Source organism: Dietzia lutea (assembly GCF_003096075.1).
Lineage (GTDB): Bacteria > Actinomycetota > Actinomycetes > Mycobacteriales > Mycobacteriaceae > Dietzia > Dietzia lutea.
This window is the reverse complement of the sequence record NZ_CP015449.1, coordinates 1,357,197-1,373,937: the sequence shown is the minus strand read 5'-3', so window position 1 is coordinate 1,373,937 and position 16,741 is coordinate 1,357,197. Positions and strand designations below refer to the sequence as shown.

Sequence of the window (16,741 nt, the reverse complement as noted above, 5' to 3'; positions counted from 1 at the left end):
GCCAAGACTACCGCTGCCCGCGCGCTCCCCCGGCGGCCACCGTCCACGGATCGGTCCGCAGGTCGCACACGCTCGCGGTGACCCCGGCGCCCTCCTCGAGCAGGGCCGCGGCCTGCGCGCACCACGGGAACTCCAGCGCCCAGTGGGCGGCTTCGACGAGCATCGGCCCGCCCTCGCGCAGGTGCTCGTCCACGACGTGGTGACGCAGATCCCCGGTGAGATAGATGTCGGCGCCGGCCGCGCGGGCGGCTCCGAGCAGCGAGTCACCGGAGCCGCCGCACAGGGCGACGCGCCGGACCTCGGCGTCCGGATCGCCGGCGGCCCGCACCCCCCACTCGGTGGTGGGCAGGCGGTCGGCGACGAGGCGGGTGAACGCGGCGAGGGTGGTGGGCTCGTCGAGATCGCAGATCCGGCCCAGCCCGGTGTCCTCCGGCCCGGGGCCGGGCCCGGCGTGGTTGACGAGGACGTCCATCGCGGGCACCTCGTACGGGTGCCCGGCCACGACGGCGCGCCGGACCGCGGAGCGCAGCTCGGGCGGGGCCACGAACTCGACGCGGGTCTCGGAGACCTGTTCGGGCTCGCCGATGCTTCCGATCGCCGGGTCGGTGCCGTCGCCGGGCCGGAAGCGCCCCGTGCCGCGCACGGAGAACGAGCACTCGGTGTAGCCGCTCATCCGTCCTGCCCCGGCCGCGAAGACGGCGTGTAGGAGATCGTCGAGGTCGTCGTCGGGCACTGTCACCACCAACCGGTCGACGGTGCCGTCTCCGGTCGGTGAGAGCGGGGCGCCGGCGGTGAGACCGAGCGCGTCGGCGAGGGCGTCGTTGACGCCGGGCCGCGCGGAGTCGGCGTTGGTGTGCGCGGCGTACAGGGCGCATCCGCCGGCGATGAGGCGGTGCAGCAGGCGCCCCTTGGGCGTGTCGGCGGCCACGGAATGCACGCCGCGCAGCAGCGGCGGGTGGTGGACGAGCAGCAGGTCGGCGCCCTCGGCGAGGGCGTGGTCGACGACGGCGTCGGTGGCGTCCACGGCCACGACGACGCGCGAGACCTCGGCGGCGGGGTCGCCGGCGACCAGTCCGACGCGGTCCCACGACTCGGCCAGGCGCGGCGGGTAGGCGCGCTCCAACAGGTCGATCACGTCGGCCAGGGTGGGCCTACCGGTGGTCATGCTCGCTCCCCTTCCAGTCGGTTCCGCGCCGCGCCGGCCTCCGCGTGCCAGGCGCCGACGAGCTCGTCCACCATCGTGCCCGGCCGCACGGCCAGCCGCAGGTAGGTCGCGTCGAGGCCGGGGAACGTGTCGCAGCGACGGGTGACCACGCCGCGGCGCACAAGGCCGCTGCGGAACGCCTCCGGATCGAGGCCCGGCGGGGTGCGGACCAGCACGAACGGCGCCGACGGGGGCACGGCCACCTCGATCCCGGCGGCGGCGAGGGCCTCGACCATCGCCTCCCGCTCCGCCGCGACGTCGACGCGCAGGCGGGCGAGCTCACCGTCCGCGTCCGTCCCGACGCACGCCCGGATCGCCTCCAGTTGGAGCGTGCCCAGCGGCCAGTGCGGTCGGTGCGCGGCGAGGTCGGTTAGCACGGCGGGGTCGCCGACCGCGTACCCCACGCGCAGGCCGGCCAGCGCCCACGTCTTGGTGAGCGAGCGCACCACGACCAGGCCGGGCAGGTCGGCGCCCGCGAGGGAGTGTTCGGGTTCGTCGTCCACCACGTCGCAGAACGCCTCGTCCACCACGGTGACGCGCCCGGGACGGCACAGCGCCGCGACGGCGGCGCGGGGGTGCAGCACCGACGTGGGGTTGGTGGGATTGCCGACGACGACGAGGTCCGCGTCCCCCGGGACCAGGGCCGGGTCGAGACGGAACGGATCCGGCAGAAGGACGCGCTCGACTTTGACGCCGGCCCGTCGCAGCTCCAGCTCGGGTTCGGTGAAGGACGGGTGCACCACGGCGGCGCGCAGGCGTTGCCGGGACGCGTGGCCGGCGAGGAGGTGGAACCCCTCCGACGCCCCGCCCAGGAGCAGGACGCGCTCGCGCATCACCCCGTGACGGGCGGCCACGGCCGAGACGGCGGCCTCGTCGTCGTCGCCGCCGGGATATCCCCCCAGGTCGACGAGGCGCGCGGCCAACCTGTCGCGCAGCCACGCCGGCGGCCCCGACCCGCGCACGTTGACGGCGAAGTCCAGGGCGCCGGGGACCAGTTCGGCGTCCCCGTGGTGACGCAGCGCCGCCCACGACGGCTCGTCGGCACGGACCCCGGTCGGTTCGGTCATGCCCGAAGCGTATGGGGCCCCGCCCGCGCGCCGACCACCGACCGGCGTGGCCCCCGCCTCTGGGAGGATGGGGGCATGACCGACCGCCCGATCCTCCTCGTGGACCTCGACGGCACCATCACCGACTCCCTCGACGGCATCGCCCGATCGCTGCACCACGCGCTCGACGTCGTGGGCACCCGCTGGGACGTCTCCCGCGACATCCGCTCGATCGCCGGGCCGCCCATGATCGACACCCTCGCCTCGCTCGGCCTGGCCGGCGCCGACCTCGACCGCGCGATCGACGCCTACCGCGAGCGCTACGACGAGGTCGGCTGGCGCGAGAACGCCGTCTTCACCGGCATGGACACGCTGCTGAACCGGCTCGCCGTGGACGGTTACCGGATGGCCGTGGCCACCAGCAAGGACCAGAACGCCGCCCGCAGGATCCTCGGCCACTTCGACCTGCTCGCGCCCTTCGAGTTCGTCGGTGGCGCCGACATCGGTGTGGGGCGGCTGGCCAAGGCCGACGTCGTCGCGCACTCCCTCGCCGCGATGGGGGTCGAGCCGGTGGCCGCCGCCGACGGGGGCACGGAGGCGGTGCTGATGATCGGCGACCGCGAACACGACATCGACGGCGCCGCCCGTTACGGCATCCCCACCGCTCTCGTGCGCTGGGGCTACGGCCGGCCCGAGGAGTGGGACCGTGCTCGCTGGTCGGCCGTCGACACGACAGGACTGGAGGAGATCATCCGTGGCTGGTGACCGCACGATTCGCGTGGTGTTCGTCTGCACCGGCAACATCTGCCGCTCCCCCATGGCCGAGGTCATGGCGCGGCACGAGTTCGACGAGGCCGGGCTCGGCGTCCGGGTGAGGATCTCCAGCGTCGGCACCGGCGACTGGCACGTCGGTCACGGCATGGACCCGCGCGCGGCGTCCGAGCTCGCGGCCCACGGCTACGACACCGCGCACGTGGCCGCGCACCTGTCCGACGACGACCACGACGCCGACCTGCTCGTGGCGCTCGACAGCGGCCACCGCGACCACCTCCTGCGGGCCGGCGTCGACCCCGACCGGGTCCGTCTGCTGCGCGCGTACGAACCCGGTGCCGACGGCGCGGACGTCGCCGACCCCTACTACGGCGACGACAGCGGCTTCACCCGCACGCGCATGCAGATCTCGCGCGCCCTGCCCGGCCTCGTCGCCGAGGTGCGCGACCTCCTGGGGTAGCGGCCACCACCGCGGCGGTACCCCGCCCCGCTCGCCCGATATCCTGGGGGCATGCGGATCCTGCGGCGCTTCCTGACCCCCGGGTGGGTGATCGGGGTTCTCGCGGCGATCCTGTTCGCCTGGGCGTGCTTCGCGTTCCTGGCCCCCTGGCAGCTCGGCAAGAGCGACGACCTCGAGGCCCGCAACGCCCGGCTGGTCGAGTCCGTCGAGGCCGAGCCCGCCCCGCTCGACGAGGTCGTGCGCGGCCCGCAGGACTACGCCGAGCGAGAGTGGCGGCTCGTGACCCTCGACGGCCGGTGGCAGCCGGAATCCGAGGCCCTGCTGCGGCTGCGGTCGGTCGACGGCGAGCTCGTCTACCACGTGCTGACCGTGTTCGACCCCGTCGACGGGCCGGACCTCCTCGTCAACCGCGGCTACGTTCAGGTGGGCGAGAACAACGCCGTCCCCGACTACCCCACGGCGCCCGCGGACGAGGTCGGGATCACCGCCCGCGTGCGCGTCGCCGAGCCCGGCCAGGCCGAGCCCGTGGAGCTCGACGGCCGTCCCACGGTCCGCGTCGTCGACCCGACCGTCATCGGCGACACCCTCGGGCACGACCTCCGGCCCGCCGGATACCTGCAGCTGACCGGCGACCAGCCCGGCTCGCTCACCCCCGCTCCGATCCCGGGCATCGAGAACGGGCCCTACCTGTCCTACGGACTGCAGTGGCTCGCCTTCGGCGTCCTCGCCCCGGCCGCCCTCCTCTACTTCGCGTGGGCCGAGATCCGCGCCCGGCGCCGCGACGACGACGCCGGGCTCGCCGGCCACACGGCGGGCACCGGTGCCGCCGCGTCGGGCGGTGGCCCGGACGGCGACGCGAGCTCCGGTGACGACGTCAGCGCGGTCGGCGGAGACGCCGTCGGCGGCGACGTGGACGACGGCCCGGCCCCCGGGAGCGGCGGCGACGCGTCGGCCCCGGGCGGCGAGGCCTCGACCGACGACGAGATCTCGGCCCGCGAACGCGCGATGCGCGCGCGCTACGGCGACCGCGACGCCGCCGAGCAGCGGCGCGCGTTCCGCCGCGCCGACCGCCTGCGCAGCTGACGAACCGCTCGACAACCGCCCGTCGCCCCAGCAGAATCCGGGGATGAGGATCCCGCGGCACGTCGTCAGCGTGACCACCGCCCTCTGCCTCGCGCTCGGCGGAACGGCCGCGTGCAGCCCGGCCGACCGCGCCGTCCTCCTCGCCTCCGCCTGTCCGGACTCCACCGCCTTCCCCGCGGCCCCCCGCCACGAGCCCGGGCAGGCCCACCTGATCGGTCAGGTGATCCGGAGCGGTCTGCCCACGGGTCCGATCCCCGGGTGGGACGACGTCGTCTCGGTCGCCGACGCCGGCCCCGCGCTGGCCGCCGTGCACGCCGGCGGGACCGTCTCCGTGGTGGGCGTCGACCACGAGGGCCTCCTCGCCGGGACGGCCGGCGGGGCCGGGCAGACCCTGATGCCGCGCCGGGTCCCCGGGGTCTCGGACGCGATCTCGGTGGCCGCGGTGGGGTCGGCGTTCCTCGTCACCCACGCGGACGGCACCGTCTCCGGCTGGGGCGACTCGTTCATCGCCTCCGGCGGTTTCCGGGGCGACTCCCCGGTCCGCACCACCCCGGCCGCGGTGCAGGGCGCCGAAGAGGTGGTCTCCGTGGCCGACGGCTCCCTCAGCGCCCTCGCCCTCCGGTCGGACGGCGGTGTCCTGGGCTGGGGCGTCAACCTCACCGAGATCCTCGGTGAACCGGCCGGGACCACGGTCCGCCGGATCCGCGACGCCCCCGGTGCGGTCAGTGTGTCCGACGCGAGCGGGGCCGCGGTGATCGCCACCGCGACGGGCGAGGTGTGCGCGTGGGGCAACAACGTCCACGGCCTGCTGGGCGTGGAACCGCGCGGCGGGCAGACCAACCGGCCCGTCCGCGTGGACGGTTTCGGTGACGCCGGGGTGGTGCAGGTCGCCGGCGGCCAGCACTTCGCGCTGGCGCTCGACTCGGCCGGCACCGTCTGGACCTGGGGACGCACCGTCACGGGGGTGCTCGGCGACGGCACGACCGACGACACCGTCCTCACCTCTCCGAGGCCGGTGCCGGGGCTGCCGCCGTTGCGGTGGATCGGGGCGAGGGAATCGTCCCCCTACGGGATCGACGGCTCCGGCGCGTTGTGGTCCTGGGGTCGCGGCCCCGTGCGCTCACCGGAGCCCGCTCGCGACGCCCGGCCCCGGCGCGTCCCGCTGCCCGGGCCGGCCCAGACCGTCTCGGGCGCCCTCGTCCTGCGGGCGCCGGTCGGGTGACCCGCGGGGCCCGGATCAGTCGGCTGACCCGCGGAGCCCGGATCGGGCGCCGGGCACGCCCGCGGCGGCAGCGCAGACGGCGGCCACCGCGGCCCCGATCTGCACCGCCCGCATGAGCCGGACGGCCCGGCGGATGTCGACGGGGCGCGGCGCGGGGCCGTCACCGAGACCGGGCCGCTGCTCCGTCCCGTACGGGTACGGGGTGGGCCCGCCGAGCCGGACGCCGAGCGCGCCCGCGCACGACGCCTCCGCCACGCCGGCGTTGGGACTCGGGTGGGACGACGCGTCCCGACGCCAGATCCGGATCGCCTCCGCGGGCCGCCCGCTCACGACAGGGGCGACGGCCGCCGTCAGCAGGCCCGCGAGCCGGGCGGCCGGCCACCCCAGCACGTCGTCGAGACGAGCCGACGCCCAGCCGAAGTCGAGGTAGCGCGGTGAGCGGTGCCCGACCATCGCGTCGAGCGTGTTGGCCGCCCGGTGGGCCGCCGCCCCGGCGGGGCCCGCGAGACCGGCCCAGAACAGGGTTGCCACCGCGGCGTCGGAGGTGTTCTCCGCGACCGATTCGACCACCGCCCGTGCGAGCTGGCCGGCGTCGAGCGCCCCGGGCACCCGGCCACACAACCACGGGAGCAGCCGCCGCGACCCCTCGACGTCGGACCGCTCGAGCAACTCCGCCTGGCGACGTGCGATCCGGAGTAGAGAGGTTCCGCCGAGGCAGGCCCACACGGTGGCCGCAGTGGTCGCCACACGCAGGGCGGGCCTGGTGGCCACGGCCGAGTCGAGACCGCGGGCGGCGGCCGTCACCCCGCCGACGAGCACGACGGTGAAGACGACACCGCGGGCCCGCACGGCCACGCGGCCCGCCGTCGTGTCGTGGGCGCCGGCGGTCTCGTGGGCCTCACCGGTGTCAGCGGGCGGGTGGAGCAGTCCCTCCAGACGCGAGGCCACCGCGCCGAAGCCGGCCACCGGGTGCCGCCTCGACGGGTCGGCCAGCGCCGCGTCGACGAGGAAGCCCAGGGCGATGCCGCATGCGCGGGCGCGAGAGGTGTCCATGGGGTGCGCGCGGAGGGAATCGAACCCCCGACCGCTGGTGTGTAAGACCAGAGCTCTAACCGCTGAGCTACGCGCGCGTGCACCGGCGCCTCACGGCCGCCGGCGCGGCTCAGATTATCCCACCGTGGGCCGCGCCTCCCCGCAGGGCCGTCGCGGAGCCCGAGGGCCCCTGCCCTACTTGCGCGGCATGCTGTTCTTGCGGAGCGCGAGCCGACTGCCGACCCAGTCCCCGATGGCCGCCGTCCGGGTCTGGAGCATCCCCGCAGTCTGGGCGGACTCCGCGATCACGGCGGGCTCCACGTGCCCGTCACGCCCCGTTTTGGGGGTGAGGACCCACACGGACCCCTCGTCCGCGAGCGGCGTGACGACGTCCATCAGCCGATCCACGAGGTCTCCGTCCCCGTCCCTCCACCAGAGCAGCACCGCGTCGACCACCTCGTCGGTGTCCTCCTCCAGCAGCTCCGATCCGACGGCGTCCTCGACGGCCTCGCTGATCGACTCGTCGCAGTCGGAATCCCATCCGACCTCCTGAACGAGCATGCCCTCCGTCAGATCGAGCTGACCAGCGACCTGGTCCGCTCCGTCCTGCTGGTTCGCCGCGGCGACCACCGTGGTGTTCCTCCCTCTATTCCGAGTAGTCCATCGAGGACTTTCGCTGACCAGGAACACTACCCGCGGACAGGCACCGGGGAAACGACTACCGCCCATTTACCGGCGCGCGGCATCCCGCGACGGTGTCGCGGGTCACGCTTTGGGGCACAATCGGAAACGACGGGCCGACGGTGGCCCGGTCCGAGCCCGACGCGGTCCACCACACACCCGTGGACCGCGGCGCGGGCCCGACGATGTACCACGACGAGTGGTGGCCCCACCGGACCGCCGCGGGTACGAATCACAGAAGTGAGGACGAGAAGCATGACCGAGAACGCAGGCCCCAGGAACGGTTCCGCACCCACCAACGTGCCGATCCTCCGCGAGGGCGTCGCGTCCTACCTGGCGGACTCCGATCCCGAGGAGACCCAGGAGTGGATGGATTCGCTCGACGGTCTGCTCGCCGCCGCCGGGCCCGAGAGGGCTCGTTACCTGATGCTGCGGCTGCTCGAACGTGCCTCGAAACAACGCGTGCCGCTCCCGGCGCTCACCTCCACGGACTACGTCAACACGATCCCCACCAGCCTCGAGCCGGAGTTCCCGGGCGACGAGGCGGTGGAGCGGACCTACCGCCGGTGGATCCGCTGGAACGCCGCGATCATGGTCCACCGAGCCCAGCGCCCCGGCATCGGCGTGGGCGGGCACATCTCGACCTACGCGGGCGCGGCGCCGCTCTACGAGGTGGGATACAACCACTTCTTCCGCGGCAAGGACCACCCCGGCGGCGGTGACCACATCTACTTCCAGGGCCACGCCTCCCCCGGCATGTACGCCCGCGCGTACCTCGAGGGCCGGCTCCGCGAACACGATCTCGACGGCTTCCGGCAGGAGAAGAGCCACCCGGGCCGATCCCTGCCCTCCTACCCGCATCCCCGCTCGATGCCCGAGTTCTGGGAGTTCCCGACGGTCTCGATGGGCCTCGGGCCCATCAACGCCATCTACCAGGCGCGGTTCAACCGCTACCTGCACAACCGCGGCATCAAGGACACCTCCCAGCAGCACGTCTGGGCGTTCCTCGGCGACGGTGAGATGGACGAGGTCGAGTCGCGCGGCGCGCTGCAGATCGCGGCCAACGACGCGCTCGACAACCTCACCTTCGTCATCAACTGCAACCTCCAGCGACTCGACGGGCCCGTCCGCGGCAACGGCCAGATCGTCCAGGAGCTCGAGTCCTACTTCAACGGCGCGGGCTGGAACGTCATCAAGGTCGTCTGGGGCCGTGAGTGGGACGCGCTGTTCGAGAAGGACACCGAGGGCGCGCTGGTCTCGCTGATGAACTCCGTCTCGGACGGCGACTACCAGACGTTCAAGGCCAACGACGGCGCCTACGTCCGCGAGCACTTCTTCGGCCGCGACCCCCGCACCGCCAAGCTCGTCGAGGACATGACGGACGAGGAGATCTGGGACCTGCGCCGCGGCGGGCACGACTACCGCAAGATCCATGCCGCGTACAAGGCCGCGCTCGAGCACACCGGTCAGCCGACGGTGATCCTGGCCCACACCATCAAGGGCTTCGGGCTGGGTCAGAACTTCGAGGGGCGCAACGCGACCCACCAGATGAAGAAGCTGACGCTGGACGACCTCAAGCTGTTCCGCGACAAGCAGCAGATCCCCATCACCGACGAGGAGCTCGAGGCCGACCCGACCCAGCCGCCGTACTACAACCCGGGGCCGAACTCCCCGGAGATCCGGTACATGCTGGACCGCCGTGCCGCCCTGGGCGGCCACGTGCCCGAGCGGCGACAGACCTTCACGCCGGTGAACGTTCCCGACATCGACGCCCTGAAGTCGCTGCGCAAGGGCTCGGGCAAGCAGGCCGTGGCCACGACGATGGCGCTCGTGCGTACGGCCAAGGAGCTCATGCGCGACGAGTCGCTGCGTGACCGTTTCGTGCCCATCATCCCGGACGAGGCCCGCACCTTCGGTATGGACTCGTGGTTCCCGACGCTGAAGATCTACAACCCACACGGCCAGAACTACACCTCGGTCGACCACGAGCTCATGCTGAGCTACAAGGAGGCCAAGAACGGCCAGATCCTGCACGAGGGCATCAGCGAGGCCGGCTCGGTCGCCGAGTTCACGGCCGCGGGAACCGCGTACGCCAGCCACGGCGAGCCGATGATCCCGCTCTACATCTTCTATTCGATGTTCGGCTTCCAGCGCACCGGCGACGGCATCTGGGCCGCCGCCGACCAACTCGCACGGGGCTTCCTGCTCGGCGCCACCGCCGGCCGCACGACCCTCACCGGCGAGGGCCTGCAGCACATGGACGGACACTCCCCGCTGCTGGCGGCGACCAACCCGGGCATCATCTCCTACGACCCCGCCTGGGCCTACGAGGTCGCGCACATCATGCGCGCCGGCGTCGAGCGGATGTACGGGCCGGGTTCCGCCCACGAGACGGAGACCGACGGCATCGACCGCAACGTCTCGTACTACATCACCCTGTACAACGAGCCCGTTCCGCAGCCGGCCGAGCCGGATGACCTGGACGCCGACGCGCTGCTGCGGGGCCTGTACCGGTTCCGTGCCGCCGAGTCCGGCACTCACAAGGCCGCCATCCTCGCCTCCGGCGTGGCCATGTACGCGGCGGTCGACGCACAGCGGATCCTCGCCGAGGACTGGGACGTCGCGGCCGATCTGTGGTCCGCGACCTCCTGGACCGAGCTGGCCCGCGACGGATTCGAGTGTGAGCGCCACGCCCTGCGCCACCCCGACCAGCAGCCGCGCACCCCGTTCGTCGCGGCGGCGCTGGCCGAGGCCGAGGGGCCCAAGGTCGCGGTGAGCGACTTTCAGAAGGCCGTGCCGGACCAGATCCGCGCCTGGGTCCCCGGTGACTTCACGGTCCTCGGCTGCGACGGGTTCGGGTTCTCCGACACCCGGCCGGCGGCGCGTCGCTTCTTCAACACCGACGCCGAGTCGATCGTCGTCGCCGTGCTGGCGGGGCTCGTCCGCGAGGGCGCCATCGAGAAGGTCACCCTCCTCGAGGCCGCGCGGCAGTACCGGATCGACGACGTCATGGCCGCCCCCGAGCCGACGACGGATCCCGGAGTGGCGTGACCGAGACGTCCGACCCCGTCACCGGGGAGAGCGAGCCGGAGCGCGTCCGGCGGCGGTCGTCCACGCCGCCGGACGACAGGCCGGTCTCCGACGCCCTCCTCAAGCGCATCACGCGGTACTCGGGGACCCTGTCCACCGAGGCGGTCCGCGCACTGGAGCAGGAACTGCCGTTCTTCGCCGAGCTGTCGGCGGACCAGCGGGCGGAGATCCAGCTGATCATCCAGAGCGCGGTCCGTGACTTCGTCACCTGGGTGCGCAACCCCGAGGCACCGCACACCGACACCATCGCCGGCTTCAAGCTGCTGCCCAAGGGCGTCGGCCAGGGACTCACCCTGCAGCAGACGGTGCAGCTCGTGCGCTCGACTCTCGAGTACTTCGAGCTGGTGATGCCCCGGATCACCCACAACGAACGACAGCGCGGTCTGATGATCGCGGCGGTTCTGAAGTTCGGCCGCGAGCTGGGGTTCACCGCGGCCTCGGTGTACGCCGCGGCGGCGGAGAACCGCGGCGCGTGGGACACGCGCATGGAGGCGATGATCGTCGACGCCGTGGTCCGCGGGGACCGGCACGCGGACCTCATCTCCGGTGCCTCCGCACTGAACTGGGACCCGACGACCGCGGCCACGGTCATCATCGGGACCCCGAGGGAGGACCTGGGTCTCGCCTCGGTGCCCGCCGTCCACAGGGCCGCCGTCTCGTCCGATCGGCACGCGCTGGCCGTGGTCCAGGGAGCCCGCCTCGTCGTCATCCTCTCGGGAGAGCTGGAGTCCTCCGCGTCGATCCCACCCGCCGTCCTCGACGCCTTCTCCTCGGACGCCCCCGTCGTCCACGGTCACACCGTGGGCTCTCTGGTCGAGGCCCCGGACAGCGCGGCGGAGGCGCTGTCCGGGGCGGCGGCGGTGAGCGGCTGGCCCGGCGCGCCTCGGCCCGTCGCGGCGATCGACCTCCTACCCGAGCGCGTCCTCGGGGGCGACCGCGGCGCGGCGGCGATGTTGGTCGACCGGATCGTCACACCCCTGCGGGGTGCGGACGCCTCCGTCGAGGACACCCTGCGGGCCTATCTCGATTCCGGCGGGCACGTGGAGAAGTGCGCCCGCGAGTTGTACGTCCATCCCAATACCGTCAGGTACCGCTTGAAGAGAGTGAGTCAAATCACTAAATTCGACCCCCTCACCGCGCGGGACGCGTTCGTGCTGAGAATCGCGCTCGTCCTCGGAAAGTTTGCCGAGCGAACTACTCAAGAGGGCTAAATATTCACTCGCGTCACAACCTGTAACGAATCTCCTCCTCCCGGAGATGGACGGGCGGCCAGCTCGCAATTTGTAGAAACCCCACAAAATCCGGGCCTGGTTTCTGGCTTCGGGAACATCATCTGAACGGGGCCCGGCCGTGTTGTCTGATACCCGTGCTTTGCCTAACCGCCCCTGGACAAGGGTCACAGAAGGCCGGGATGCTCGCGCCCTGGCTCGAGTTGCCCGGCGCCTCCGACCGTCTCGCCGACTGGTCCGCGTCGAGCGGACTGGATCTCGAACGCCTCGGCACCACGGCGACCCTGCAGGAGATCACCGACACCGCGGTGACCCAGCCGCTCGTCGTGGCCTCCGCCCTCCTCGGTGCCGCGGAGTTGCGCCGACGCGGTCAGGTCCCCTCCGACACGCTCGTCGCGGGCCACTCGATCGGCGAGATCGCGGCGCTGGCGATCGCCGGCGTTGTCTCAGAGGCGGACGCCCTGCGCCTCGCGTCGGTGCGCGGGGCCGCGATGTCACGGGCGTGCGCGGAGCGACCGACCGGAATGATCGCGGTTCTCGGCGGGGTCGAGGCCGACGTGCTGCTGGCCCTTGACAACGCCGGGCTCGCGCCGGCGAACCGGAACGGCGCGGGACAGATCGTCGCCGCGGGACCGCTCGAGGCCTGCGACGCGCTCGAGAAGAACCCGCCCACCCGGGCGCGCCTGCGGCGACTCGAGGTCGCCGGCGCGTTCCACACGAATCACATGGACTCCGCCGTCGACGAGTTCCGCGCGCTGGCCGACACGATCGAGGTGAACGATCCCGAGCTGACGCTGCTGTCCAACGCCGACGGCGTGGCCGTCGCCTCGGGGCGCGACGCCCTCGACCGGGTCGTCTCGCAGATCACCCATCCCGTGCGCTGGGACCTGTGCACGCAGACCATGCTCAAGCTGGGCGTCGACGCGTTCGTCGAGCTCCCGCCCTCGGGCGCCCTGGTCGGACTGGCGAAGCGCTCGATGCGTGACGTCGCCCGCCACGGCGTGACCGTCCCCGAGGACATCGAGACCGCTCTCGAGACGGTCCCCGCACTCAGCGGAGCCTGAGGCTCCCCCGACCACCCCCCGCTCATCGGCCGTCGTCGATGATCGGATACGAAAAACGTCCGTCGCGCCCGTCGGGCTCGACATCACCCATCAGAAAGGACACCACCACATGGCACGCACCGAGGCCGAGATCATCGCAGGACTCGCGGAAATCGTCGAGGAGGTCACCGGGATCGAGCCGTCCGAGGTGACTCCCGAGAAGTCCTTCGTCGACGACCTCGACATCGATTCGCTCTCCATGGTGGAGATCGCCGTGCAGACCGAGGACCGCTACGGAGTGGAGATCCCCGACGAGGACCTCGCCAAGTTGCGTACCGTGCAGGATGCGGTCGACTACATTCAGAAGATCGACCAGAGCTGATTTCCCGCCCCGCACGTCGGGGGCGGGGACGCGTTCAGGGCCGAAGGTGCGGTCGGTGCACCATGTCGAGCCCGCGTCCCCGCCCCGCGAGCAGGGCACTTCACAGATCGCCCCGCCCAGCGCGGGGCACCGGGCACGAGGTCCGGAAGCGGGACGGGGGTCCCGCTTCCGGTCAACGTCCGCCCACAAGCCAGTCCGGGGGTCCGTCACAGGTGCATGCTCCCTCCCCGGGACGTGCACCAAGGAAAGGACTGCACTCATGACCATCACCAGCGCTGTTGACCAGAACACCCAGATCGATCCGCGCGACCCCGTCGTCCGGCTCGAGAACCTCTTCGATCCCGCCTCGCTGGAGTTCATCACCGAACCCGACGCGTCGGGAGCCCTCGCCGCACGCGGCCTGATCGACGGTGTGCCCACCATCGCCTACGCCACGGACGCCACCGTCATGGGCGGCGCCATGGGCCTGGACGGGTGCCGGCACATCGTCCGCGCGATCGACGTCGCGATCGACGAGGAGCTGCCCATCGTGGGCGTCTGGCACTCGGGAGGCGCCCGCCTCGCGGAGGGTGTCGAGGCCCTGCACGCCGTGGGCACCGTCTTCGAGGCCATGGTCCGCGCATCGGGTCTGGTCCCCCAGATCTCCGTCGTACTCGGGCCCGCCGCCGGTGGCGCCGCCTACGGCCCCGCCCTCACCGACGTCGTCATCATGGCGCCGGCTGGCAAGATCTTCGTCACCGGGCCCGACGTGGTCCGCTCGGTGACCGGCGAGCAGGTCGACATGGAGGGTTTGGGCGGCCAGGACGTGCACCACCGCAAGTCGGGTGTGTGCCACATCGCCGCCGATGACGAGCGCGACGCCCTGAACCGGGCTCGCCGTCTGGTCACCCTCCTGACCGCGCAGGGCGAGTTCGATCAGCGCCTCCTCGAGGGCGACCACACGGACCTCGCCGGGCTGCTGCCGGAGTCGCCCAAGCGCGCGTACGACGTCCGCCCGCTCGTCCACGGCCTGCTCGACTCCTCCGAACTGGACGGCAACACCACGTTCGAGGAGCTGCAGTCCAAGTGGGCGCCCAGCATCGTCGTGGGCTTCGGGCGGATCGCCGGCCGCACCGTCGGCGTGATCGCCAACAACCCGCTGCGGTTGGGCGGGTGCCTCAACTCCGAGTCCGCGGAGAAGGCCTCCCGATTCGTCCGGCTCTGCAACGCCTTCGGCGTGCCGCTGGTCGTGATCGTGGACGTGCCAGGGTACCTGCCCGGCGTCTCGCAGGAGTGGGACGGCGTGGTGCGCCGCGGCGCCAAGCTCCTGCACGCGTTCGCCGAGGCGTCGGTCGCCCGCGTCACGCTCGTCACGCGCAAGATCTACGGCGGCGCCTACATCGCCATGAACTCCCGCGCTCTCGGTGCCTCCGCCGTGTTCGCGTGGCCGGACGCCGAGGTGGCGGTCATGGGCGCGAAGGCGGCCGTCGGCATCCTCCACAAGCGCACCCTCGCGGCCGCGCCGGAGGACGAGCGTGAGGCCCTGCACGAGCGGCTGGCCGAGGAGCACGCGGCGATCGCCGGCGGTGTCGGCCGCGCCGTGTCGATCGGGGTGGTCGACGAGGTCATCGAGCCGACCGACACCCGTCGTCGTCTCGCCGAGGCCCTGGACGCCGCTGCCCACACCCGCGGTCGGCACAAGAACATCCCGCTGTGACCTGACCCGTCGGGTCAGACCCACGCACGAGAAGGCGCCCGCCCCGGGAGATCCGGGAGCGGGCGCCTTCTGTCGTGAGTGCGGGAGGCGCGGCGGCTCAGCCTACGCGCGAGAGCCAGGTGACCTCGGAGGCGGCCGGGTGGCCGCGCAGCGGCTCGAGCGCGCGGTCCCACGGGGTGCCGAGCTCCGCCTCGACGGCGGCGTGGAAGGCGGCGGGGCCGGCCTTCATGAGGTGGCGCAGCCGGTTTTCGCTGATGACGACGTCACCGCTCGCGCCGGTCTGGCCCCGCCACATGCCGAGCTCGGGCGTGTGCGAGAAGCGTTCGCCGTCGACGAGGTCGCTCGGGTCCTCCGTCACCTCGAAGGACAGCATCGACCACTTGGCCAACGACTCAGCCAGCCGTGCGCCGGTGCCGACCGGGCCGATCCAGTCGACGATCGCCTTGCGAGCGCCCGGCTGGGCCGGCTGGTCTTCCCAGCGCATGGCCGAGTTGGCGTCGAGCGTGCTCGCCAGAGCCCACTCGACGTGAGGACACAACGCGGTCGGCGCGGCATGGATGAACACCACGCCGGTCGTCGTATCCGCGAAATGGTTATGGTCAGACATCACTTCACTCCCGACTCACTGAGGGACGTCTTCCCCAACGACCTCACGAAATCGTGTGAATGATGTGGCTTGTGTTGTTGTTGGTTTCTACTGTGCCCGAAGTGATCGGATTACACCAGTGACACTTCTGGACTCTCAGCAAAGTTACAGCACCGTGATTCCGGCGCCGGGCGCCGCCTCGGCGTGTCGGCGCGTCGGCCAGCCCACCGGGCGGCTCATCGATCAGCCCGGGCCGGACCCGGGCACCGACGGCTGCGCGGCTACTGCCCGAGCGCCGCCACGACGCCGTCGGACAGCTCCGGCCACAGCGGCTTGGCCCAGTCGCCGAAGTCGCGGTCGGTGAGCACGACCAACGCCGCGGACAGCGCGGGGTCGACCCACAGCAGCGTCCCCGACTGGCCGAAGTGGCCGAACGTCCCGGCCGAGTTCCGCGAACCGGTCCAGTGCGGGTCCTTGTCGCCACGCAACTCGTACCCCAGGCCCCACGGACACGGCTTCTGCGTCCCGTACCCGGGCACGATCCCGTCGAGCCCGGGGAACTGCTCGGTCACGGCCTCGGCCAGGGTCTCGGCGGCCAGCAGCCGCGGCGCGACGAGTTCGCGCGCGAAAGCCACGAGGTCGGCGAGGCTGGCGGAGGCACCGTGCCCGGCGGAGCCCTCGAGGGCGGTGGAAGCCATTCCGAGCGGCCGGCACACGGCCTCGTGGAGGTATTCGGGGAAATCGATCCCGGTGGAGTCGGCGATGTGGTCGGCCAACACCTCGAACCCGGCGGACGAGTAGATGCGTCGCCGGCCCGGTTCGGCGCGGACCTCGTCCCGGTCGGCGAAGTCGAGGCCGGAGGCGTGCGCGAGCAGGTGCCGCACGGTGGAGCCCTCGGGCCCGGCGGGATCCTCGAGGCCGATCGCCTCCTCCTCGACCGCCAACAGGGCGGCCGTGGCGACGAGCGGCTTGGTCACGGAGGCGAGGCGGTAGACGCGGCTGTCGTCGCCGTGCGTGGCGAGCGCGCCGTCGGATCCGACGACAGCGGCCGAGACGGTGTCCACCGGCCAGTCCGCGACCACCGCCAGCGCGGCGGCGAGCGCGTCTCGATCGACCTGGTCCGACATCGGTTCCTCCCTGGTTCGCGTCCGGCCGGCGGCGCCGCCGACAGTGCCCGTCAGTCTGTCAGGTCGGCGTGGACGCCGCGGGGAGGCGG

The 16,741-nt window shown here is 72.5% G+C and carries 15 protein-coding genes and 1 tRNA gene; 9 read left to right on the top strand and 7 right to left on the bottom strand.

Annotated elements, in window-relative coordinates; all coding sequences use genetic code 11:
- Positions 1 to 7 precede the first annotated feature (7 nt).
- Both A6035_RS06205 and cobC read right to left on the bottom strand, forming a co-directional pair.
- A complete protein-coding gene (locus tag A6035_RS06205; protein ID WP_108847056.1) occupies positions 8 to 1,165 on the bottom strand; it encodes a Nif3-like dinuclear metal center hexameric protein in 1,158 nt (385 codons plus the stop codon).
- Positions 1,162 to 2,271, bottom strand: a complete 1,110-nt coding sequence (cobC, locus tag A6035_RS06200; protein ID WP_108847055.1) for an Rv2231c family histidinol phosphate aminotransferase CobC — start codon at positions 2,269 to 2,271, stop codon at positions 1,162 to 1,164. Before cobC ends, A6035_RS06205 begins: the two co-directional genes overlap by 4 nt.
- A gap of 75 nt (positions 2,272 to 2,346) precedes the next feature.
- Here cobC and A6035_RS06195 point away from each other — a divergent pair, with 75 nt between their 5' ends.
- From A6035_RS06195 to A6035_RS06180, 4 genes are read left to right on the top strand one after another with little or no spacing between them, the layout of a single operon-like run.
- Positions 2,347 to 3,015, top strand: coding sequence for an HAD hydrolase-like protein (locus tag A6035_RS06195; protein WP_108847054.1), 669 nt, complete (start codon positions 2,347 to 2,349; stop codon positions 3,013 to 3,015).
- A complete protein-coding gene (locus A6035_RS06190) occupies positions 3,005 to 3,481 on the top strand; it encodes a low molecular weight protein-tyrosine-phosphatase (protein ID WP_108847053.1) in 477 nt (158 codons plus the stop codon). Before A6035_RS06195 ends, A6035_RS06190 begins: the two co-directional genes overlap by 11 nt.
- Before the next feature lie 51 nt (positions 3,482 to 3,532).
- Positions 3,533 to 4,564, top strand: coding sequence for an SURF1 family cytochrome oxidase biogenesis protein (locus tag A6035_RS06185; protein ID WP_108847052.1), 1,032 nt, complete (start codon positions 3,533 to 3,535; stop codon positions 4,562 to 4,564).
- 43 nt (positions 4,565 to 4,607) lie between these two features.
- A complete protein-coding gene (locus A6035_RS06180) occupies positions 4,608 to 5,786 on the top strand; it encodes an RCC1 domain-containing protein (RefSeq protein ID WP_108847051.1) in 1,179 nt (392 codons plus the stop codon).
- A gap of 15 nt (positions 5,787 to 5,801) precedes the next feature.
- Here the strand turns inward: A6035_RS06180 and A6035_RS06175 are convergent, their stop codons facing one another.
- The 3 genes from A6035_RS06175 to A6035_RS06165 all read right to left on the bottom strand — a co-directional run bounded on the left by A6035_RS06175 (position 5,802) and on the right by A6035_RS06165 (position 7,448).
- Positions 5,802 to 6,839 carry a CobD/CbiB family cobalamin biosynthesis protein gene (locus tag A6035_RS06175; protein WP_108847050.1) on the bottom strand — a complete coding sequence of 346 codons (1,038 nt, stop codon included), beginning with the start codon at positions 6,837 to 6,839 and terminating at the stop codon, positions 5,802 to 5,804.
- Positions 6,840 to 6,843: 4 nt separating this feature from the next.
- A tRNA-Val gene (locus tag A6035_RS06170) sits at positions 6,844 to 6,916 on the bottom strand.
- 97 nt (positions 6,917 to 7,013) lie between these two features.
- Complete coding sequence (locus A6035_RS06165) at positions 7,014 to 7,448, bottom strand: DUF3052 domain-containing protein (protein WP_007628241.1); 435 nt, start codon at positions 7,446 to 7,448, stop codon at positions 7,014 to 7,016.
- A gap of 306 nt (positions 7,449 to 7,754) precedes the next feature.
- On the opposite strand from A6035_RS06165, the gene aceE reads away from it, so the two are divergent.
- The 5 genes from aceE to A6035_RS06140 all read left to right on the top strand — a co-directional run bounded on the left by aceE (position 7,755) and on the right by A6035_RS06140 (position 14,939).
- The gene (gene aceE, locus A6035_RS06160) at positions 7,755 to 10,550 is read left to right on the top strand and encodes a pyruvate dehydrogenase (acetyl-transferring), homodimeric type (protein ID WP_108847049.1); all 2,796 of its coding nucleotides are present in this window, start codon (positions 7,755 to 7,757) and stop codon (positions 10,548 to 10,550) included.
- Positions 10,547 to 11,800 carry a PucR family transcriptional regulator gene (locus A6035_RS06155; protein WP_108847048.1) on the top strand — a complete coding sequence of 418 codons (1,254 nt, stop codon included), beginning with the start codon at positions 10,547 to 10,549 and terminating at the stop codon, positions 11,798 to 11,800. Before aceE ends, A6035_RS06155 begins: the two co-directional genes overlap by 4 nt.
- Before the next feature lie 155 nt (positions 11,801 to 11,955).
- Complete coding sequence (locus A6035_RS06150) at positions 11,956 to 12,882, top strand: ACP S-malonyltransferase (protein WP_108847047.1); 927 nt, start codon at positions 11,956 to 11,958, stop codon at positions 12,880 to 12,882.
- 109 nt (positions 12,883 to 12,991) lie between these two features.
- Positions 12,992 to 13,243 (top strand): meromycolate extension acyl carrier protein AcpM, encoded by a 252-nt coding sequence (acpM, locus tag A6035_RS06145; RefSeq protein ID WP_007629089.1) that lies wholly within the window; start codon positions 12,992 to 12,994, stop codon positions 13,241 to 13,243.
- Positions 13,244 to 13,502: 259 nt separating this feature from the next.
- Positions 13,503 to 14,939, top strand: a complete 1,437-nt coding sequence (locus A6035_RS06140; protein ID WP_108847046.1) for an acyl-CoA carboxylase subunit beta — start codon at positions 13,503 to 13,505, stop codon at positions 14,937 to 14,939.
- Between the two features lie 97 nt (positions 14,940 to 15,036).
- On the opposite strand, the gene A6035_RS06135 is transcribed toward A6035_RS06140, so the two are convergent.
- Both A6035_RS06135 and A6035_RS06130 read right to left on the bottom strand, forming a co-directional pair.
- Positions 15,037 to 15,546, bottom strand: coding sequence for a DUF3145 domain-containing protein (locus A6035_RS06135; RefSeq protein ID WP_043567216.1), 510 nt, complete (start codon positions 15,544 to 15,546; stop codon positions 15,037 to 15,039).
- 260 nt (positions 15,547 to 15,806) lie between these two features.
- Entirely contained in the window at positions 15,807 to 16,652 is an 846-nt protein-coding gene (locus A6035_RS06130; protein ID WP_108847045.1) for a serine hydrolase domain-containing protein, read from the bottom strand.
- Between the last annotated feature and the right edge of the window lie 89 nt (positions 16,653 to 16,741).